This is a genomic window from Nitrosomonas sp., assembly GCF_040240425.1.
In the GTDB taxonomy this organism is placed as follows: domain Bacteria; phylum Pseudomonadota; class Gammaproteobacteria; order Burkholderiales; family Nitrosomonadaceae; genus Nitrosomonas.
Genome location: NZ_QPHG01000013.1, coordinates 38964 through 57866, shown reverse-complemented (window position 1 = coordinate 57866; position 18903 = coordinate 38964). Strand labels below are relative to the sequence as shown.

At 51.6% G+C, this 18903-nt stretch carries 15 protein-coding genes and 1 pseudogene; 4 read left to right on the top strand and 12 right to left on the bottom strand.

The genetic code is table 11. From position 1 onward, the window contains the following. Positions 1-11 precede the first annotated feature (11 nt). From glgA to glgC, 5 genes are all read right to left on the bottom strand, one after another. Positions 12-1487 (bottom strand): glycogen synthase GlgA, encoded by a 1476-nt coding sequence (glgA, locus tag DU481_RS06840; RefSeq protein ID WP_350133467.1) that lies wholly within the window; start codon positions 1485-1487, stop codon positions 12-14. Between the two features lie 9 nt (positions 1488-1496). Further along, positions 1497-3131 (bottom strand): glucose-6-phosphate isomerase, encoded by a 1635-nt coding sequence (gene pgi / locus DU481_RS06835; protein ID WP_350133466.1) that lies wholly within the window; start codon positions 3129-3131, stop codon positions 1497-1499. A gap of 51 nt (positions 3132-3182) precedes the next feature. Next, positions 3183-5195, bottom strand: a complete 2013-nt coding sequence (locus tag DU481_RS06830) for an alpha-amylase/4-alpha-glucanotransferase domain-containing protein (protein WP_350133465.1) — start codon at positions 5193-5195, stop codon at positions 3183-3185. An 88-nt stretch (positions 5196-5283) separates the two neighbouring features. Beyond that, a complete protein-coding gene (locus DU481_RS06825) occupies positions 5284-6987 on the bottom strand; it encodes a glycoside hydrolase family 57 protein (RefSeq protein ID WP_350133464.1) in 1704 nt (567 codons plus the stop codon). A 72-nt stretch (positions 6988-7059) separates the two neighbouring features. Continuing rightward, positions 7060-8385: a glucose-1-phosphate adenylyltransferase gene (gene glgC / locus DU481_RS06820; protein ID WP_350133463.1), complete on the bottom strand. Its 1326-nt coding sequence runs from the start codon at positions 8383-8385 to the stop codon at positions 7060-7062. A 166-nt stretch (positions 8386-8551) separates the two neighbouring features. On the opposite strand from glgC, the gene glgB reads away from it, so the two are divergent. Together glgB and DU481_RS06810 are read left to right on the top strand one after the other, a co-directional pair. Next, positions 8552-10753, top strand: a complete 2202-nt coding sequence (glgB, locus tag DU481_RS06815; protein WP_350133490.1) for a 1,4-alpha-glucan branching protein GlgB — start codon at positions 8552-8554, stop codon at positions 10751-10753. Between the two features lie 79 nt (positions 10754-10832). After that, complete coding sequence (locus DU481_RS06810; RefSeq protein WP_350133462.1) at positions 10833-11735, top strand: FRG domain-containing protein; 903 nt, start codon at positions 10833-10835, stop codon at positions 11733-11735. Positions 11736-11936: 201 nt separating this feature from the next. On the opposite strand, the pseudogene DU481_RS06805 reads toward DU481_RS06810, so the two are convergent. The 5 genes and pseudogenes from DU481_RS06805 to DU481_RS06785 form a co-directional block, all read right to left on the bottom strand. After that, positions 11937-12131: pseudogene (locus DU481_RS06805) on the bottom strand (AbrB/MazE/SpoVT family DNA-binding domain-containing protein); the annotation flags it as partial. Between the two features lie 119 nt (positions 12132-12250). Continuing rightward, positions 12251-13144 (bottom strand): ROK family protein, encoded by an 894-nt coding sequence (locus DU481_RS06800; RefSeq protein ID WP_350133461.1) that lies wholly within the window; start codon positions 13142-13144, stop codon positions 12251-12253. Positions 13145-13161: 17 nt separating this feature from the next. After that, positions 13162-13995: a cupin domain-containing protein gene (locus DU481_RS06795; protein ID WP_350133460.1), complete on the bottom strand. Its 834-nt coding sequence runs from the start codon at positions 13993-13995 to the stop codon at positions 13162-13164. Beyond that, entirely contained in the window at positions 13992-14600 is a 609-nt protein-coding gene (locus DU481_RS06790) for a sigma-70 family RNA polymerase sigma factor (protein ID WP_350133459.1), read from the bottom strand. Before DU481_RS06790 ends, DU481_RS06795 begins: the two co-directional genes overlap by 4 nt. 118 nt (positions 14601-14718) lie before the next feature. Further along, complete coding sequence (locus DU481_RS06785; RefSeq protein WP_350133458.1) at positions 14719-15018, bottom strand: putative quinol monooxygenase; 300 nt, start codon at positions 15016-15018, stop codon at positions 14719-14721. A gap of 344 nt (positions 15019-15362) precedes the next feature. Between DU481_RS06785 and DU481_RS06780 the strand changes: the two genes are divergently transcribed. Then, the gene (locus tag DU481_RS06780; RefSeq protein WP_350133457.1) at positions 15363-15938 is read left to right on the top strand and encodes a hypothetical protein; all 576 of its coding nucleotides are present in this window, start codon (positions 15363-15365) and stop codon (positions 15936-15938) included. A gap of 70 nt (positions 15939-16008) precedes the next feature. On the opposite strand, the gene DU481_RS06775 is transcribed toward DU481_RS06780, so the two are convergent. Then, complete coding sequence (locus DU481_RS06775; RefSeq protein ID WP_350133456.1) at positions 16009-16389, bottom strand: VOC family protein; 381 nt, start codon at positions 16387-16389, stop codon at positions 16009-16011. 562 nt (positions 16390-16951) lie between these two features. On the opposite strand from DU481_RS06775, the gene DU481_RS06770 reads away from it, so the two are divergent. Continuing rightward, the gene (locus DU481_RS06770; RefSeq protein ID WP_350133455.1) at positions 16952-17407 is read left to right on the top strand and encodes a hypothetical protein; all 456 of its coding nucleotides are present in this window, start codon (positions 16952-16954) and stop codon (positions 17405-17407) included. A 107-nt stretch (positions 17408-17514) separates the two neighbouring features. On the opposite strand, the gene DU481_RS06765 is transcribed toward DU481_RS06770, so the two are convergent. After that, positions 17515-18828: a porin gene (locus tag DU481_RS06765; RefSeq protein ID WP_350133454.1), complete on the bottom strand. Its 1314-nt coding sequence runs from the start codon at positions 18826-18828 to the stop codon at positions 17515-17517. Positions 18829-18903: the final 75 nt, after the last annotated feature.

Genomic DNA, 18903 nt, shown 5'->3' with positions numbered 1-18903 from the left:
GAATCCTGGAATCAGGATAACAACGACAAATAGATTTCCCGGTAAGCCGTTGCGCTGGTATGCCAGCTGAAGTCTTTTGCCATGCCGTTTTTCTGCAAGCGATGCCAGATTTTTTTGTCATGATAAGCCGCTGCCGCGCGTTTGATAGTGGCAAATAGATGCTCCGCGCTCATCGTGTCGAATACAAATCCGCTGGCACTGCCATTGGCCAGGGCTTGCGGTGTGCAGTCGACTACGGTGTCGAGCAGGCCGCCGGTTGCATGTACTACAGGCGGCGTGCCGTAACGCTGGCTGTACATTTGATTCAGGCCGCACGGTTCAAAGCGTGACGGCATCAGGAAGCAATCCGCGCCGGCTCCGATCAAATGCGATAGCGCCTCGTTAAAGCCGATGCGCACGGCGATGGCGCCGGGATGAGCCTGCGCCAGCATCGACAGCTGATGTTCCAATTGTGCTTGGTCGCTGCCGAGCACGATCAGTTGCGCGGGGATTTTTACCAGTTGCGGCGCTATCTCGATCAGCACATCGATTCCTTTCTGGTGGCTCAAGCGGCTGATCACACCGAATAGCGGGATCTCGGCATTTACCGTCAGTTCCATCTGCTGTTGCAATGCGCTCTTGTTGAGCGCTTTATCCGCGAGTTTTTTACTGCTGTAGTTTTTGACCAGATACCGGTCGGCCGCGGGATCCCACTCGTTGACGTCAATGCCATTCACGATTCCGGTCAAATGGCTGCGGCGCGCGGCCAGTAATCCTTGCAAGCCGAATCCCAACGTTTGCGCTTGGATTTCCTCTGCGTAGTTTGGGCTGACCGTGGTGATGTGATTGGCATAAAAAAGCCCTGCTTTGAGAAACGATAGATTGCCGTAATATTCCACGCCGTTGATAGCGAAACTGTGCGGCGGCAATCCCAGTTGCACCACGCTGCCGGGCGGGAAAACACCCTGGAATGCGAGGTTATGGATTGTCATCAACGTGGCGGCTTTTTTACCGGGGTGAAAATGCAGGTAAGCGGGCGTGAGACCGCTTTGCCAGTCGTTGCAGTGCGCAATGTGCGGGCGCCAGGCGATCGGACTGGCATCGCTGGCCAAAATAGCGCCGATTCTCGACAGTAAGCCGAAACGCAGCGCATTGTCCGGCCAGTCGCGTCCGAATTCATCCATGTAAGGCCCGCCATCGCGGTTATACAATCCAGGGCAATCGATGACAAAAACCGGAATGTGCTCGGCTTTGCTTAGCGAAAGCCGTGCCGACAGCAAGGTGGCGGGAGGGAATTGCGGCAGTGCCGTGAACTCGGCGACTTTGGATTTGTATTTAACTCCAGCGAGCACTTGCGGGTAACCCGGCAGCAGCAGCCGCACATCGGTATGCAACGCGCGTAACGCGGCGGGCAATGCCGCGCTGACATCGCCTAAGCCGCCGGTTTTGCAGAGTGGAAAAACTTCCGGCGTGATGAATAGAACACGCAGTTCTTGCGGTGAAGGCATGAGGATTGTCTACTGATTGGCCTTGAAGTAACCGATCAAGCCGTTGGTGGATGCGTCATGCGAAGTCACGGCACCGTCTTGTTGCAGTTCGGCCAGGATTTTTCCGGCCAGCTGCTTGCCCAGTTCCACGCCCCATTGGTCGAATGGATTGATATTCCAGATCACGCTTTGCACGAACACTTTATGTTCATACAGGGCAATCAATGCTCCCAGCGTTTCAGGATCGAGTTTTTTGAACAGAATTGACGTGGTCGGGCGGTTGCCGGGAAAAATTTTGTGCGGCAGCAATTGTTCCAAGGCATCCGCGTTCATGCCCAGTGCGGCGAGCTCGGCGCGGACTTCCTGCGCATTCTTGCCGGTCATCAGGGCTTCCGTTTGGGCAAAGAAATTCGCCAACAGCATGCGATGGTGATCGCCCACCGGATAATGACTCTGGCAAGGCGCCAGAAAATCGGCGGAAACGGTTTGCGTGCCCTGATGCAATAATTGATAGAACGCATGCTGGCCATTGGTGCCAGGTTCACCCCAGACGACCGCGCCAGTGGCGTAATCGACCGCCTCACCGTCACGGGTGATGCGCTTGCCGTTGCTTTCCATTTCCAGTTGCTGCAAATAAGCGGAAAAGCGATGCAGCGATTGATCGTACGGCAATACTGCATGGGATGATGTGGCGAAAAAATTGATTTGCCAGATACCGATCAGACCGAGCATCACGGGCAGGTTTTTTTCCAGCGGCGCCGTGGCGAAGTGTTGATCCATCGCGCGCGCACCGGCGAGCAACGCATAAAAGTTGTCCATGCCCGCGGCGAGTGCAATCGGCAAGCCGATCGCCGACCACAACGAATAACGCCCGCCGACCCAATCCCAGAATTCAAACATGTTATCCGGATCGATACCGAATTTTTCCACGGCGGTGCGATTGGTCGATACCGCGACAAAGTGCTGTGCGATGTCCTGCTCGCCGCCGCCATGCGCCAGAAACCAGGTACGCGCGGCGTGCGCATTGGTGAGCGTTTCCTGCGTGGTAAAGGTTTTCGAGGCGATGATGAACAAAGTTGTTTCAGGATTGAGATGGCACAACGTGGCGGATAATTGCGCGCCATCGATATTGGAAATGAAATGCGGTGTGATGCTGCTGAGCTGGTGAGGCTTGAGCGCTTCGGTCACCATCACCGGGCCGAGATCCGAGCCGCCGATGCCAATGTTGACGATATCGGTGAACATTTTGCCGGTGTAGCCTCTACGCGCGCCGCTGTGCACCGCGATGGTGAAGCGCTCCATTTGTTTCAACACGCGTTTGACTTCCGGCAACACGTCGATGCCATCCACATGAACCGGCTGCTCGCTGCGTAAGGCGATATGCAATGCGGCGCGCTGTTCGGTCGAGTTGATTTTTTCTCCCGCAAACATGCGCCCGATCCAATCGTTCAGTTTTTGCTGCCGCGCCAGTGCCAGCAGCAGATTGACCGTTTCCTGATTGACCGGCTGCTTTGAGTAATCGAGCAAAATATCGTTGAACAGCAGCGAGAATTTCTCAAAACGCTGCGGATCTTGCTGGAATAAACTGCGCAAATGCTGTTGCGCCATGACGGATTGATGTGCCTGTAAAGCAAGCCAAGCGGGTGATTGCGTAAGGGATGGCATGATGTTTTAGTTGCTGAGAATGATGGGTTGTGCAGATTGCCGATTCATTGATTACGGTTTGCGTGTATTAATTTGCAACGTGACGATCAATTCCGGTGCCGTGACTGGCCATTCCAGGATAAGCGTCGTTGCCTGCATGATTTTTTCAAAGCCGCTCTCGGATTGCGACACCGAGAAATGCGGGTGTGCACGTAATGTAACCGGATGAGATGTCGTCAGTGTGACACTGCCGTCCAAAGTGTCATCATCCAGGGTGAGTTCGGATAAGCCGGTCAGTTCGAGCCACTGGCCAAAGCCGCCGGGAATTTTACCCTGATAAATATAGCGTCCGCCGACACCGTCGCAGCTCGGCATGGCCAGATTGATTTCAGTGCTGAAGCTGTGCGCCAGCTTGGCGGTGAAATGATAAGTGACTTGTAGCCGGTTGTTGTCCAGCATAATCAGTTTATGTACCGGATACGCGGTGTTTTCCGACTGGAAGTGGTTGTTTTCAAGTGCTGAAGCCAAAGACCGGTAGGTGATGAACATCCCGTCCAGGCGATCGACGAATAGATTGCGCGGATGATCGTCCGGCACAATGTCTTCGGCGCTGATTTCATGTTTATAGCTGATTCTGTCATGCGCGGAGGCGATGCCGCTGGCGGTGAGGCTGGATGGAGCACCCGCGCCCGGTTGAATTTTCTGATAATAATGTTCGACCTGGCAGCGCAGGGTATCACCAAAGTTATGCCGGAGCGGATAGGCATCCAGCTCGCAAATGCTGGCGAAGCAATCGAGTTTCAGCACGGCTTGCAGAATGCCATTGTGCAAATAAGTTTCTTCCACGCCATCCAGATCGGTGTCTTCGGTGAAATAGGCTGCGCGCGGCGCGCAGGCATCGAGCAATGCTTCCAATTCAACCAGTGCGTTGTAGACGGCGCGGCGCAGATGCGGCAGGTACAGCCCGCCGAATAGACCGTGCCAGTAAGCATCGTTGGCCTGCGATTCATAAAGCTTTTGTTGCATCAGCGCGCTGCGATGCTTTTCCGGCAGTGCATTCAATCGCGCGGATAGACTCAGCATGCGCTTATGCATCCAGTTGGATTCCGGGTAGCGCGAGAAGAAGTTTTTCCAGATACCACCGCGTAAGAACGCTTTTTTGTGTTCGTACCAGCCGCTGGTTTTGGCTTGCTGTACTAGATCCGCGTAGGTATTGGCGGATTGCGCGGGCAAAGTCCATTCGTTCATTTCAATGTACGAAACCGTGGGCAGATAAACGATGCCACGGGTTTTTTCGCTGGCGTGATATTCGCTGTAGTGCTGCGTGCTGATTTTGTTTGAAGCGAGCACGCCCTGAATGAAACGTTCAAGCCAGCCTTTTTCGTATACCCACTGGTAAGTTTCCGGCCAGATGCCGAATTTTTCGATGTCATCAAAATAAATCGCCGCCGCGCGGGTGTTTTGCGAATGCTGATCGGCGAGTGATTCCAGATAAGCGATGGTTTCCTCGACCGGGGAAAACGGAATTTTGTAGCGCAGCGATTCGGAAATCGGGAATAAATCGAGCTTATGGGAATCTTCTTCGGTGGTGAAGTAACCGTTCAATTCCTCCGGTGTTTTGCCAGCACAGAGAAAATGGTAGTCATCCACGGTGACATAACGGATGCCGCAATCCGCCAGCGAAGGAACAACGGTGGATTCCCACACGCGTTCGGTGAGCCATGCGCCTTGCGGGCGTTGACCGAATTTTGCCGCCAGTTTATTGGAGAAGGCGTCAATCTGCCCGGTGCGGTCGCGATTGGGAATGACTGCCAGCACCGGTTCGGTGTCACCCGCGCCGAATAACTCCACTTGCCGCCGCGCGACCATTTCGTGCAGTAATACCATATCATCGGGAAAACGCTGCAACAGGTAATCGAGCAGCCAGCCGGAAAAGTGCACGGAAAAACGGAAATCCGGATAGCGGTAAAGTACTTGCAGAAACGGTTTGTAACAGCGCAGATGCGCGTCTTCGAGCACTTCGGGGAAATTACCGACGGGCTGGTGCGCATGCACACCGAAAAGTAGCGATACACGTTGTGACATTCAATGATCCTGGTAGTCGTTTTTAAAAACCAGCGCGGCCGCACACCCGATTCGACAACTGCGCGAAGCAGTTGGAGCTGATCGGATGCTACGAAGACCGCCGCATGGCGCTGCTTGCTTCGTTTTGCTCATTGCCTTTGCTAATCGATTCCTGTAATGCCGGTGGTACCGGCAGTTTAAGTAAGCGATACAGATTCATCAGGTTCAACCGGAACAGATGATCGAAACTGGCGACCGAGTGCGCCGGGTTGTAATCGCCAAACCACCAGAACCAGTCGGAGCTTTCGCAGGAGGCCAATTGCCGACTGGCTTCGATTTTCTTTTCTTCGCTTAAACGATCGCTTTGCATGACCAAGTCAAAACTCTGTTTTGCGGCGCAGAGCATATCCCAGGCATGATTCTTTTCCTTGTCGCCGATCCAGGTTGAGAAGGTGCCATACACCCAGCTACCGGCCGCCAGGGTTGGCAATATTCTAATTATATTGGTTTTCTCCGGATCGGCGATATAGTTCCGGTACGTCGTGGTACGGATGAACGGATGGTTCTCGAGCAAACCATAGAGATCATCGAGAAAATAAAAGCCATTGTAGGGATACGACTCCCAAGCGTTTTCTCCATCCAGAATCACGCTGACCACCGGATTCTCGCCAGCGGGGGTGCCATGGTAGATCCGTTCCAATGATTGGATAAAATTTTCCGCCGCATCGCGTCCAAACCATTTGGCATATTCGAAGCCGATCAAGTCGGATAACTGGTCGTCGCGGAAAAAGCAGGTGACTTGCCCGGATTCTCCATCGACTTGGTAAGGGCGGTACAGATACTCAGTGCGGTCCGGCAATGGCGCGTCCGGATAAGAAGCCTGCAGGCTATTGGCCAGTACGCCTTCGCCACTGGCGCTCCATTGGCAATTTTGCTCGGCAAAGATTTTCAGTAGCGCTGACGACAAAGCGCCCTCGGCCGGCCATATACCGGTGGGTTTTTCATTGAAACGCTGGGTGTGGCTGGAGATGGCCGAAGCAAGATGAAACGCAACGCGGCTGCGGCCACCCGGATACAGCTGATGTTCCGGTAACGCCACGCCGGGTTGACTGTCCCGGGCGGAAGTGAAATCGATCAGCAGCGGTGCGAGCGGATGATAGTGCGGCGTGGTGGATAACTCGATCTGGCCGGATTCGGCGAGTTTGCGGTAGCGCGGAATCAGTTCCCGGATCAGTTCACCGATCAGATTGAACAGTTGCAAGCGGTTTTCGTAGCTGAATCCCTGGCTTTGCGCCATCAATTTCATCACGAACTCGTTGTTGCGGCGCACGCTTTCACCCATCCACGCCAAGTGATACCACACCAGCAGATCGGCTAAATATTGCCCGGAAAAATAAGTCAGCTCGCTTTCGCTGCGTTTATTGAACATCTGGTACAGCTCGTGCAAACGTTTATAGGCCGGATACGGCTGTAGCATGGTGGTGTGATTGCTGAGAAAACAGCTGTCGAACACGTATAGGCGATCCTGGATGGAGATGTGCTCCAGGTCGGGCGTTGCTAACAGACGGAGCAAAGGGCTGCGGATTTCCCCGGTGGAGAATTGCGTGGAGAAATCCTCCAGCTGATCCAACAACACCGGCACAAAATTGATCACCGCTTTGGTGCGCGGGTGCATTTCCAGATGATACGCCATGTCGGTATAGTCCTTGATGGCATGGAGATATACCCACGGCAGCACGAACTCGTTGGTGACATAATCCCGGTAGTCCGGCTGATGCATGTGCCACAGTAAAACTAGATTTAATTGTTTCATTTAAGAATGACGTACCTGCTTAATGATTGTGATTGGAGAGGCGTCACATAGGTAACGTTCAAGATCATTTGATCAGTATGCCTTATGTATTTCCTGCCCCAGCATTTCGGGTGTGATCAAAGTAATGCCTTTTTCGGATACATAGAACCGCTTACGATCCTCATCGGGATCGTATCCCACGACCAGCCCTTCGGGAATGGAACATCTTTTTTCCACGACCACACGGCGCAGGCGCGCATGCCGGCCGACCACCACATCGGGCAGTATGACCGAGTCCTCCACGCTGCTGAAACTATTCACTTTGACATTGGAGAACAGCAGGGAACGGCGCACAGTCGCGCCACTGATAATGCAACCGCCCGATACCGAAGAATCCAAGGCTTGACCGCGCCGGTTGTCGTCGTCGAAAACGAACTTGGCGGGCGGTAATTGTTCCTGATGCGTCCAGATTGGCCAGTCGGCATCGTACAAATTCAATTCCGGCGTGACACCGACCAGATCTACATTGGCTTCCCAATACGCGTCGATCGTTCCCACGTCACGCCAATAAGGTATTGTGTCGTAGGCCATATTGACGCAGCTATGCTGAAACCGGTGGGCGAAGACACGATTGCGAGGCACTAGGTAGGGAATGATGTCTTTGCCGAAATCATGCGCTGAGTCATGGGTTTTATGATCGCGTATCAATTGTTCATAAAGAAATGCGGCATTGAATACATAAATTCCCATGCTCACCAGCGCTTTCCCCGGTTGACCCGGTATTGATGCCGGGTGAGCCGGTTTTTCGGTGAAACTGGTAACTTGCCATGCCGTATCGACGCCCATCACGCCGAAAGCACTGGCTTCCTCTACCGGAACTTCAAGGCAGGCCACCGTCATATCGGCTGCTTTTTCGATATGTTCGGCCAGCAATTTTCTGTAATCCATTTTATAAATGTGATCGCCGCCGAGAATCATCACGTATTTGGCTGTGTGGCGCTGCATGATGTCGATATTCTGAAAAACCGCATCGGCCGTACCTTGATACCAGGTTTCATCGGCCGTGCGCTGCTGCGCGGGTAGCAATTCGATAAATTCCTTGAAGCGGCCATCGAGAAAACTCCAGCCGTGCTGAATATGGCGGATCAAACTCTGCGCTTTGTATTGTGTCACCACACCAATACGCCGGAAGCCTGAGTTGACGCAGTTGGAAAGCGGGAAGTCGATGATGCGGAATTTACCGCCAAAGGGAACCGCCGGTTTGGCACGCCAATCCGTCAGTTGATGCAAGCGGCTGCCGCGTCCTCCGGCCAGTATCAGTGCCAGTGTATCGTGCGAGATGTTGCTGTGGAAGTGACTGCCGGTATTGTGCTGCGCCGGGGATTCACTGGCATAGTGTGGTTCATTATGATTGTCCATCGCGATGTCCCTTTCTAATGCATGTCGATATAGTATCGTATTATGGCACTTTCTCACATTAAGCTTTCAGTTCAATTGTCTTAAGTCAAAGAGCAGACACGCTATAATTCCCAAGATATCAGCCAACCGGTCAAATAATGTGATTACAGTCAGAAAAACCAATGTCATGCAAAATGCGCTGCTCGATGCGCGCCTGCACGATCCCTATGCCTACCTCGGGCTGCATCGTGAGCAGGGTCAAACGCTGGTGCGGGTGTTCCGTCCCTATGACGTACAGGTGTGGATCAGGACGGCAACCGGTTTTGAGCCGATGCAGCGTATTCATCCGGATGGAATTTTCGAGTGGCGCGGAGATACTTCGCCTGCTATGCCTTACCGTTTGCGCATCGAGAAAAAAGGGGAGCGGCATATCGTTTATGAGTTATTCGATCCGTATGCTTTTGCGCCGCAAATTTCCGATCACGATTTGTACTTATTCAACGAAGGCAAGCTATGGCAGACGTATCGTACGCTCGGCGCACATTCTGTCAGCAATGCCGGAGTGAACGGCATGCGTTTCGCGGTGTGGGCGCCGAATGCGGAGCGCGTCAGTGTCGTCGGTGATTTCAACCGCTGGGATGGCCGCATGCATCCCATGCATGTGCACCACGCCAGCGGAGTCTGGGAACTGTTCATTCCGGAATTGCCGCCCGGTTCATTGTACAAATTAGAGATTCGCAACCGCGCCAGCGGTGAAATTCTGGTCAAAACAGACCCTTATGCCCAGCGCTTTGAACTGCGCCCTCAGACGGCGGCATTGGCGCCTGCGGATAGCGGTTTTGACTGGCAAGATGCGGCATGGATGACTCATCGCGAGAACTGGGATTGGCTGCACGCGCCGCTGAATATCTTTGAGATTCACGCCGGTTCGTGGAAGCGCCATCCGGATGGGCGTTTTTATAGCTACCGTGAGTTGGCCGAGCACCTGCTGCCGTATGTGCTGGAAATGGGCTATACGCATATCGAATTGATGCCAGTCTCGGAACATCCGCTGGATGAATCGTGGGGTTACCAAACCACCGGCTATTTTGCCGTCACCAGCCGCTATGGCTCAGCCGATGATTTCCGCTTTTTTGTCGATGCTTGTCATCAGGCGGGTGTCGGTGTGATTCTCGACTGGGTGCCCGCGCATTTTCCGCAGGATACTTTTGCGCTGGCGCGCTTTGACGGCACAGCTTTGTATGAACATGAAGATCCGCGCCTGGGATTTCATCAGGACTGGGGCACGTACATTTTCAATTTCGGCCGCAACGAAGTGAAGTCGTTTCTACTGTCCAGCGCGCATTACTGGTTGTCCGAATTTCATCTGGACGGATTGCGCGTCGATGCGGTTGCTTCGATGCTGTACCTCGATTACTCGCGCAAGGAAGGCGAGTGGCTGCCGAACAAATACGGCGGCCGGGAAAACCTGGAAGCCATCGATTTCCTGCGCGAACTGAACGTCATGGTGCACGGCGAATTTCCCGGCGCGCTGACACTCGCCGAAGAATCCACCGCTTGGCCTGCGGTTTCGCGCCCGACTTACGTCGGCGGCCTGGGATTTTCGATGAAATGGAATATGGGCTGGATGCACGATAGCCTCTCGTATATGCAGCAAGATCCGGTCTACCGGCGCTATCACCACGACCTGCTCACATTCAGCCAGCTTTATGCGTATAGCGAAAACTTTGTACTGCCGTTCTCGCACGACGAAGTAGTGCACGGCAAAGGTTCGCTATTCAACAAAATGCCCGGCGACGACTGGCAAAAGTTCGCCAACGTGCGTCTGCTGCTGACTTACCAAATGACCTGGCCGGGCAAGAAGCTCAACTTCATGGGCAACGAATTCGCGCAACAGCGCGAATGGCGCGTGAATGCCGAACTCGACTGGGGTTTGCTGCAACAACCGCCACACGTCGGGGTGCAAGCATTGCAGCGCGATTTGAATCACTGCTACAAAAATATCCCGGCGCTGCACCAGCTTGACTTCGCCGCCGAAGGCTTCCACTGGATCGGCTGCCAGGACGCCGAGCAATCCATCATCAGCTACCTGCGCCGCGCCAAGGACGGCAGCTTCGTGCTAATCGTCCTCAACTTCACCCCGGTGCCGCGCATCGGCTACCGCATCGGCGTTCCCGCCGGGGGCATGTACCGCGAAATCTTCAACAGCGATTCCGCGTATTACGGCGGCAGTAACATGGGCAACCTCGGCAACATCGCCAGCGTGCAAATGCCCTGGATGGGATTTTCCGACTCGATCGCGATTACGTTACCGCCGCTGGCGGGGGGTATTTTTTCGTTAAATGATACTAGTGCGCCTGATGGTGTCGGTGGTTTAGCAGGCTATTAAAATGAGCAGCCTCATGGAAGTGGTTCATTTTTTTAAACTATATGGCTAATTTTAGTTAGCTTAGAAAAGAGATTCAGATATGGAACGTCCGTCGTTAGAGAGAAGCGAGATAGGGATTGGCAGTGTCCGCACACTGCTCACGGAGTTGGAGTCTCTTACACAAGACCCAGACTATGAATACTATTATCGAGGTCACTCCAATAAGAAATACGAACTGGTTCCCTCTGTCTACCGGAATTCTGGTTGGATCGCCAATGAGCACAGAATGTTCAGAGAGTTAATCTTGCGTTGTCCAGATGATTTTCATGAACTAGAAACTACATTTCAAAAGCTCGTGAAAATGCAGCATTACGCTCTACCCACTCGTTTACTGGATATTACCGGCAATCCTTTAATAGCTCTTCTTTTTGCGTGCAAGGATGAAAAATATAAAGACGACGAAAAGACCAAAGAAAAATCTGCAGACGGTGAGGTAATTATCTTTCGACTGCCAAAGAAAGAAATCAAATACTTTGATAGTGACACGGTGAGCGTAATTTCTAATGTCAGTAAGCAGCTTTTTGAGTTCGAATTCGTTGTAAAGCCAGACGAAACTCCAGAAAAATTTTCAGAGCAAGAGTCGATCAAATTATTGATTCATGACATACGCCAGGAAAGGTCGTCATTTGAACCAAAGATCAAGTCAGAACATCTCCGATCAGTAATCTGCGTCAAACCTTTACTGAATAACCCGAGAATCATTAGGCAGGATGGTGCATTCTTCTTGTTTGGCATCAGTGACAGAAAGTCAGAATCTTCGCGAATTCCGGTTTCTTACATTTATAAGCCAAATGAACTTAGATTAGTCGTGAAAGCCGGAGATAAAAAGAAAATGCGAGAGCAACTAGAAGCTTTGGGAATTAACGGAGGAAAGATTTACCCTGAAATTGATTCAGTAGCCTCGCATGTCAAGAGTTTATTTGAAGTAAAAGCTAATGCTTAATTTCTGGTACTGGATTCTTGATTCACTCTGATATTTGAATTGTTTTTGACGGTATATCCGTTTGTCAGAGCGATCACAAATTTGACTGTTGAATTCGGGAGGGATCGAGAAGCGGTTGAAGTGTGTTGCTTGAAGCCGGTACTCAGGGGATTCACGGACAGTAAGTACAAGAGAATATTGGTATCCAGAAATACCTTATCGTTAATGTGTTTCGATACGGTCAAATTTGAAATCTGCCGGTAATTTTCCCCGGTATTTTCTTAAGCGGGCGAGAATCTCGCGTGCTTCGGGTGTTTTGCTGATCTCCAGGTTGCGAGATCCGGTGACATGAATTTCAATATCGTCGCCTTCCTTGAGATCCAATACTTCGACCACGGCGGCGGGTAATCTGACTGCTAAGCTATCGCCTCATTTGGAAACTTGCATTTTTTATCCTTAGTTGGTGATATACGTTGGTTGGTAGTATATCTTGGACTCTTAAACGAGGGATATTTTTGATTTTCGTTGTTTGTCCGTCAGACTTCATCGCACCGCCACAACTGTGCAGCCCCTCTAACACCGGAGCTGTCGCCGTGGATATTTTTCAAGATTGGCGTGATGAATTGGTCATTAAATACATAGCGTGCAACATTCTCGCGGCCTTCGCTGTAGAGCCGGTCGACATTCGATAACCCGCCGCCGAGCACGATCGCATCCGGGTCGAGGATGTTGATGACGGTTGCCAGGGCGCGGCCGAAGCGGTCGAGGAAGCGCTGCATTGCGGCTTCTGCCAAGAGTTCGCCTTGCGCCGCCAGTGCGACAATGTCATTGGCTTGCAAGGCGCGATTGCCGCCGTGGCGGTGGTAATCGGCGGCTAGGCCGGGGCCGGAGATCAGGGTTTCGACGCAGCCCTTCTGCCCGCAGTAGCAATCCGGCCCGTTTCGTTCCAGGATGTTGTGACCCCACTCGCCGCCGATGTGTTGACGGCCTTGATGTAATTGTCCGTTGAACACGATGCCGCCACCGACGCCGGTGCCCATGATGACGCCGAACACCACGCTATAACCTTTGCCCGCGCCGTCCAGCGCTTCGCTCAAGGCAAAACAATTAGCATCATTAGCGATGCGCAACGGCCGGTTCAATAGTCCTTGCAAATCTTCGAGCAGCGGTTGTCCGTTCAGGCAGACGGTATTGGAATTCTTCATTTTGCCGCTGACCGCCGAGATCGCGCCCGGCGTGCCGATGCCCACCGGGCATTGCTGGCCGGTTTCCGCTTCCAGCTGCCGGGCGAGTTGCACGATGGTGTGCAAAATCGCCCAATAGCCAGCCGATTGCTGCGTATCCACGCGCTTTCGAACCCGCTCTTTACCGTCAGTGTCCAGCACCACACCTTCTATTTTTGTACCGCCGAGATCAATACCGATGCGCATGGTCGAGCCTCGAACGGTTACGCCGCGATGCGCGCGCCGCGTATGAATAACAGCGCGCCGCGATCGGAGGAAATTGGACGGGATTCCGAGCCTGTGGGTGCGAGTTGCCAGTCGCCACTGCATAGCAGCGTGTCGCCGAAAAAGGCGTCGCCTTCGAGCAACAGGCATTCTTCATCGTGCGCGAGCGATGCTTGCTGCGATGACCAATGGGTTCCGGCATCGATGCGCAGCAATGACGAACGGGTTTGGCCGTCGTCGTACAGCGGCTTGCTGGAGACACCGGGCGCCAGTTCCGACCAGTCGCCTTCGTTGGCGCGGATGGTGATCAACTCGCGGCCTTCGCCGGGCAGGTATGCGGTCAGCAGATCGCGCGCGACTTCGGCGATGTGGCCCACCGGTATACCGCGCAGGTACAGCAACGCGCCGCTTTCCGACGATATTTTGCCGTGACGGCTGCCCGCGCGCGCCATATGGTAATCGCCGCTGTTCACCTTGAGGTCACCGAGGCTGGCTGAGCCGCGCAACACCACGCACTCCTCGTCTTCGTGGTGGCGGTGCATCGGCAGGCTGGCGCCGGGTTCGATATCGAGCAGGAAAGCGCGATTATGTTGATCGAGTGTTTTGGCGCGCACACCGGGGAGAATCTTGCGCCATTGGCCTTGATCGCTGCGGATCGTGACGCGTGGCGCTTCCGCAGCGGCGCTGGCATGGATACGTTGGAAAAGCTGGGCGCGGATTTTTGCACGCTGTTGATCGCTTGGCTGTGCTGGTTTCAATCCCTCCAGCAGCGCCGCTTCAACTTTGTCGGCGTGCTGCGGATTGTCCGGGTCTAATGAGTAGCGTTTTTTCATCGTTCAAAACCTTTGACTAAATCGTCCTCGAGCACATCGTGCAACTGCTTGAGCGCGCGGCGGATATGCGATTTGACCGTGCCCAAGGCCATATCGCTGAAAACGGCGATTTCTTCGTGCGTCAAGCCGCGGAAGAAAGCCATCGCAACCAATTGGCGCTGTACTGGTTCGAGCTGTTGCAACGCCTGATTCAATTTGGCGTTATTTTGCGCTGCCGCCAGCAAGTCTTGCGGATCGCCGTCGTGCGAAGGTTCGTTGGTTAATAGTAGCTCCGGTTCTTCACAAAGTTCGGCATCGTCCGCCTTACGCAAATAATCCAGTGCCCGGCTGCGCGCGATCGTCAGCAGCCAGGCGATGACATTGCCACGTTGTGCGTCGAAGCGCGGCGCTTCGCGCCAGACCTGCCAGTAAACATCCTCACTGACTTCTTCCGCTGCTTGCGGGTTACGTGTGATCCGCAGCGCGATGCCGTAAACGCGCGCCAGTGTCGCTTCGTATAGTTCCGCCAATGCTTGTTCGTCATGCCTGGCAATAGCGGTGACCCACGCATGCATATGCGCATCGCCGGCATTGCAGTCACTGCGATGGGTATCGCTGGTTGCCACGGCTGATCAAACCCTAATCATTAAGATTAACCTTGTTCATTGTCTGTTCTGAAATATATCATCAGATACGTTTGCGTATCACTTTTCCTCGCTTCTTCGTTAAAGCAGTAAAAAACTGTCAGTCCAGTAAGGTGTATTTCTGGATGCCTGGCGCTTGGGCCAACAGGGGCGCTATTTCTGTCAGCGCTTGCTGGATATGCGGCGTGGCGAAGTGTGCGGCGATGGCATTTTCGTCTGTCCATTCTTCGATAACCAGAAACTCGACCGGATGACTGTGATTGCTGAATAACTGGTAGCTCAGGCATCCTGCTTCCTGGCGTGTTGGCGCGATGATTCCGTGCAGAATCGTTTGCACTTCTGGAATTTTGTCTGTGCGCGCGATGACGTGCGCAACGACTTTGATAGTTTGCTTCGACATGAAATTTTTCCTCCTCCGGTTGATGAGTTATTTCAAGCGATATGCAGTGGATCGCTTCTACAAACCTATACGAAGGAATCTGCTGTTTGGATGCAACGGATTATTACTGTGTGATTGAGTGAACTGGGATTTCTTGCGGATACGATTTAAATGTCTGTATATAGATTGAATATATGGGAAATTTAAAAATCTTGTGTTTGTTTGCATCCAAATTTCAAGTAGCTGCGTATTGAGCAGTGGAGGTACTCAAAAAATATATGCAGGGGAATCCACTGACTTCCAGTGAAAGCAGATAGCGCTCACTGGGCACAATAACTTGGAATTAATGAACAGGAGAGGAAATCATGATGTTTGCACAATCAAGACCAGTTTCACCGGAATGGGTTAAATATTTCGCGATCGCTCTGATTTGCGCGCTCGTTGCCATCGACGGCATCGGTTCGGTGATGGCGGATCAAGTCAAGACCAACGTTCAGCAAACGGATGCCAGCGACAGTGCGGATGAACCGCGTCTCGTGATCAGAAGCGATTCGGTTGCGGCCAGATTGGGCGGGTATTATGGCATTTTGGCGTTTCTGGAGCACTATGCATTGCCTGCTTTATTGTCCGATCGTGAAATTGCATCGTTCTTTGGTAATTTGACGGAAACCCCCGCGGATATTTCGCAGTGCCTGGCCATGATGCTGGATCATGACTTGGGCGGTTCCTCGCGGCATGACGGCACTCTGCTCGATACCGGCCATAAATGCCGCGGTTCGATGCCTAAAATTCACAAGGGGCGAAACATTCCGGATAGAACAATTACAAAATTCATTCAAATCATCGGTCAACAAGCCGAGTTAGCCGGTATAAGCGAGTCTGATATCAAAGCCGTTGCCAAGGTGCTCGAACAAAAGCGTGCCGGGGTGCGTAACAAATAATTCAATTCCGGGCGGTTTGATGCCCCGCTCCGTGTAGCGGGGTTTTTATTGCGGTTGAAAGCAGAAAGGGCTATTGCATTGAATGCAAACCGATCATGTTGCCTTCGGTGTCCCGGATCAAAGCGATAAAGCCATAGGGGCCGATGGACATTTTTTCGCGGATCAATTGTCCTCTCGCAGAGGCTGCGCGAGCAGCCTCAACAGCACAATCCGCACAGGAAAAATAGACCAGCACGGCATTTCCGCCGGACGGCCCACCCGCCATTTTGACCAGCGCGCCGGATGCACCCATTTGACCCTTCATCATGGGAAAGCTCCAAAGCTCAACCGGCATGCCTGCGGGACTATCCAGTCGCTCCAGCTTTGTTTGGAACACCGATTCATAAAAACGCTTGGCGCGCTCCATGTCCTGCATGTAAATTTCAAACCAGCCTACGGGATTATTGTTCATGTAAATTTCTCCTGTGCGTGCTTAAGTTTCGAATGGATTGTTATCTTAACCAAGGTTTGAATATCCTCGATTTCGATTCTCTATTGAGCATCGAAATGTCCAATTAACTGGGCTGGCATTGAGCAAGATTGTCTCTTGACCATCTAAACGCAGAACATTTACTTGTTGCGTTATTTTAGTGTTTTTCATGCTATTTTTCCCTCCTGAACTATTCCCGAGTAAAAAAGTCAGATATTTTGTTGGCTTTCATTTTTGATTATGATAAACTTTGTTTTCCATGACTAAAAGGTCTTATATTTCATGACCTTGAATGGATTGTGGTTAATGGTGGCTACAATGGAAACTGTGGTTGTGATTGGTGAAGCGCACTATTTTCCTTACCAAAAAACTATAGTTTTTTTCTGATTAACAAATTTAACGGAGGAGAGAAATATGATCACAAGTGTCGTGATTTTTTCAACAAATGCCCGAGCGCGGAGGGTTTCTATGATGTCAAGTGCAATGGCATTGCAGTCATACACAAAAGTTTTTCCAACCTACACTGAACCTTGGAGGAGTTAAAATGACATTATTGATATATGATTCGAAAAAATCGATCGAAAAAGCACTAAAAGTATTTTCACTATTCTTAACAATTTCCATTTTATCCGCTTGCGCACAAATGAGTTCCGTCGCTGCGCCAGTTGGAATTTCCAATAATGATCATGATGCTCTAGTCAAGTATTATGAGGATATAGGGAGAGAAACCAAAGCAAGGTTGCGGGAGAATAAAAAAATTCTCAAGGAGTATGAAGCGCATCCTTATTACTTTGGTAGACAAGGCCTAGAAGCTCAATCGCATGCAACAGCAAACGTTCGTGAATACGAAAAGACTTTGCGGGAAATTCAGATACATGCTGATTTCCATAGAAAAATGGCGTTAGAGCAAAAAGGCAAAGTAATAAATAAAGCGAAAGCTAATCAAGATCGTGAACTCACTTCAAAGAGTCCAGAGAGTTCTGTGAACAATGGCCTTTGAGTAAGTAACGAACAACCACCGAATTTTTCGGTGGTTGGTCTTTAAGACCTGCAACAAAAAACCTGCAACATCGATTTCCAGTCACAACGCTGATTTAAAACTGTTCCTTAGAAGGGAAGCACAAAATCCAGCGAGAACAAAATTTGATCCTTATGGCCAGCAAACGGTTTGTACGCAACAGTACGATAGGCATCGACACTGTCATAGCGAATATTCGGCCGAATGGTGAGCTTCTTCAGATGATCCCAGCGAAGTTTTAACGTCTTGGCCGCTTTCCAGTTCATTCCCACCGTTGCCGCGTAATAATCCGCAGGTGCAACCGTAACGTTGTTGATATTTCCCGCATAGCTTACCGGTACGCCATTGACGATATTGGTTGCCGCCGCGACCCGGAATGGCGAAGGATTGCGAAATCCGTCTCTGTCGCGGAACCATTCGCCACGAAGCCCAATCGATAAATTTTCGGTCAGATCATAATATAGATGCGTGACCAACCCCATCCACTGGGTATCTTTGACTACATTGGCGTATTTCAGATTATTTAATAGAATGCCGTCCGCGAACCCATGCACATGATGCAAGACCAATAAGGTTCTGGGATTGATTTTGTGTTGCAGCACGAGATTAAACATTCCCCACGATTCACTGCTGTGTGTTGAAGTTTCGCCGTAAGTGCCGGTGGCATTGAACGATGTGGCCTGATTATCACTTTTCCAGGTGAAACCGGCAATTCCGCTCCAGTTGCCAAGCTGTTTGTCCCAGCCGCCATCCCAGCCCCCGGTGGCGCTGCCGGTCACAGCGCCACCCAGAACAGACCAATTTTTATTGATGATATAACTGGCTTGTAAACCGGTATGTGTGAAAGGCTCGCCTGCATTAAAAGAATAAGCGCGCGTGTAAAAGAAATTGTCGGGTGCTGGAATTGTTTCAAAACCGGTGGGAGAGTAAAAATGACCGGCTCTGATATTAATTCCTTTTGTGCCAATGGGCACATGGGCTTCCAAATAAGCTTGCGGCAGCGCGATGCCGTAGGTTTTGGTAGAGGCGCAACACAACCCGAGATCCCAGCTGCTGCGCTTTAGCGCTTCACCGGTGTTGACGTCAAAAGCCGGTACGCCAAAGGCTTCAGTAAAAATGGCATCGGTTCCGAACAGAAAATCGAACCGCCCGCCAAAATCCCATTTGTGGGTTTCGGAAACCACTTGACGTTGAATAAACGTATTGAATTGATTCAACTGAAAACGATTGGCTTGATCGGCGAAAGCAACCGGTCCATTGAAGCCATCTGATTGGCTTGGATTAAAGGTTGCGCCGCCATTAACCCATCCGCCGACTTCCACCCGGCTGTCTTTAATAAAATTCTTTAGATTGCTTAAGTTGCTGGCATAGAGTGGAGCCGGGGAAGCTATAAATTGAAACATACTGCTTGTCGCAGCAAGCAACAGCCATTTTGAATATTTCATCTTGCACTAGCGATAATAGTGATTCATTAATGA

Bases quoted from the DNA above. Each gene is read 5' to 3' on its own strand.
- glgA (WP_350133467.1), bottom strand. From the start codon at position 1,487: ATGCCTTCACCGCAAGAACTGCGTGTTCTATTCATCACGCCGGAAGTT.
- pgi (WP_350133466.1), bottom strand. From the start codon at position 3,131: ATGCCATCCCTTACGCAATCACCCGCTTGGCTTGCTTTACAGGCACAT.
- DU481_RS06830 (WP_350133465.1), bottom strand. From the start codon at position 5,195: ATGTCACAACGTGTATCGCTACTTTTCGGTGTGCATGCGCACCAGCCC.
- DU481_RS06825 (WP_350133464.1), bottom strand. From the start codon at position 6,987: ATGAAACAATTAAATCTAGTTTTACTGTGGCACATGCATCAGCCGGAC.
- glgC (WP_350133463.1), bottom strand. From the start codon at position 8,385: ATGGACAATCATAATGAACCACACTATGCCAGTGAATCCCCGGCGCAG.
- glgB (WP_350133490.1), top strand. From the start codon at position 8,552: ATGCAAAATGCGCTGCTCGATGCGCGCCTGCACGATCCCTATGCCTAC.
- DU481_RS06810 (WP_350133462.1), top strand. From the start codon at position 10,833: ATGGAACGTCCGTCGTTAGAGAGAAGCGAGATAGGGATTGGCAGTGTC.
- DU481_RS06800 (WP_350133461.1), bottom strand. From the start codon at position 13,144: ATGCGCATCGGTATTGATCTCGGCGGTACAAAAATAGAAGGTGTGGTG.
- DU481_RS06795 (WP_350133460.1), bottom strand. From the start codon at position 13,995: ATGAAAAAACGCTACTCATTAGACCCGGACAATCCGCAGCACGCCGAC.
- DU481_RS06785 (WP_350133458.1), bottom strand. From the start codon at position 15,018: ATGTCGAAGCAAACTATCAAAGTCGTTGCGCACGTCATCGCGCGCACA.
- DU481_RS06780 (WP_350133457.1), top strand. From the start codon at position 15,363: ATGATGTTTGCACAATCAAGACCAGTTTCACCGGAATGGGTTAAATAT.
- DU481_RS06775 (WP_350133456.1), bottom strand. From the start codon at position 16,389: ATGAACAATAATCCCGTAGGCTGGTTTGAAATTTACATGCAGGACATG.
- DU481_RS06770 (WP_350133455.1), top strand. From the start codon at position 16,952: ATGACATTATTGATATATGATTCGAAAAAATCGATCGAAAAAGCACTA.
- DU481_RS06765 (WP_350133454.1), bottom strand. From the start codon at position 18,828: ATGTTTCAATTTATAGCTTCCCCGGCTCCACTCTATGCCAGCAACTTA.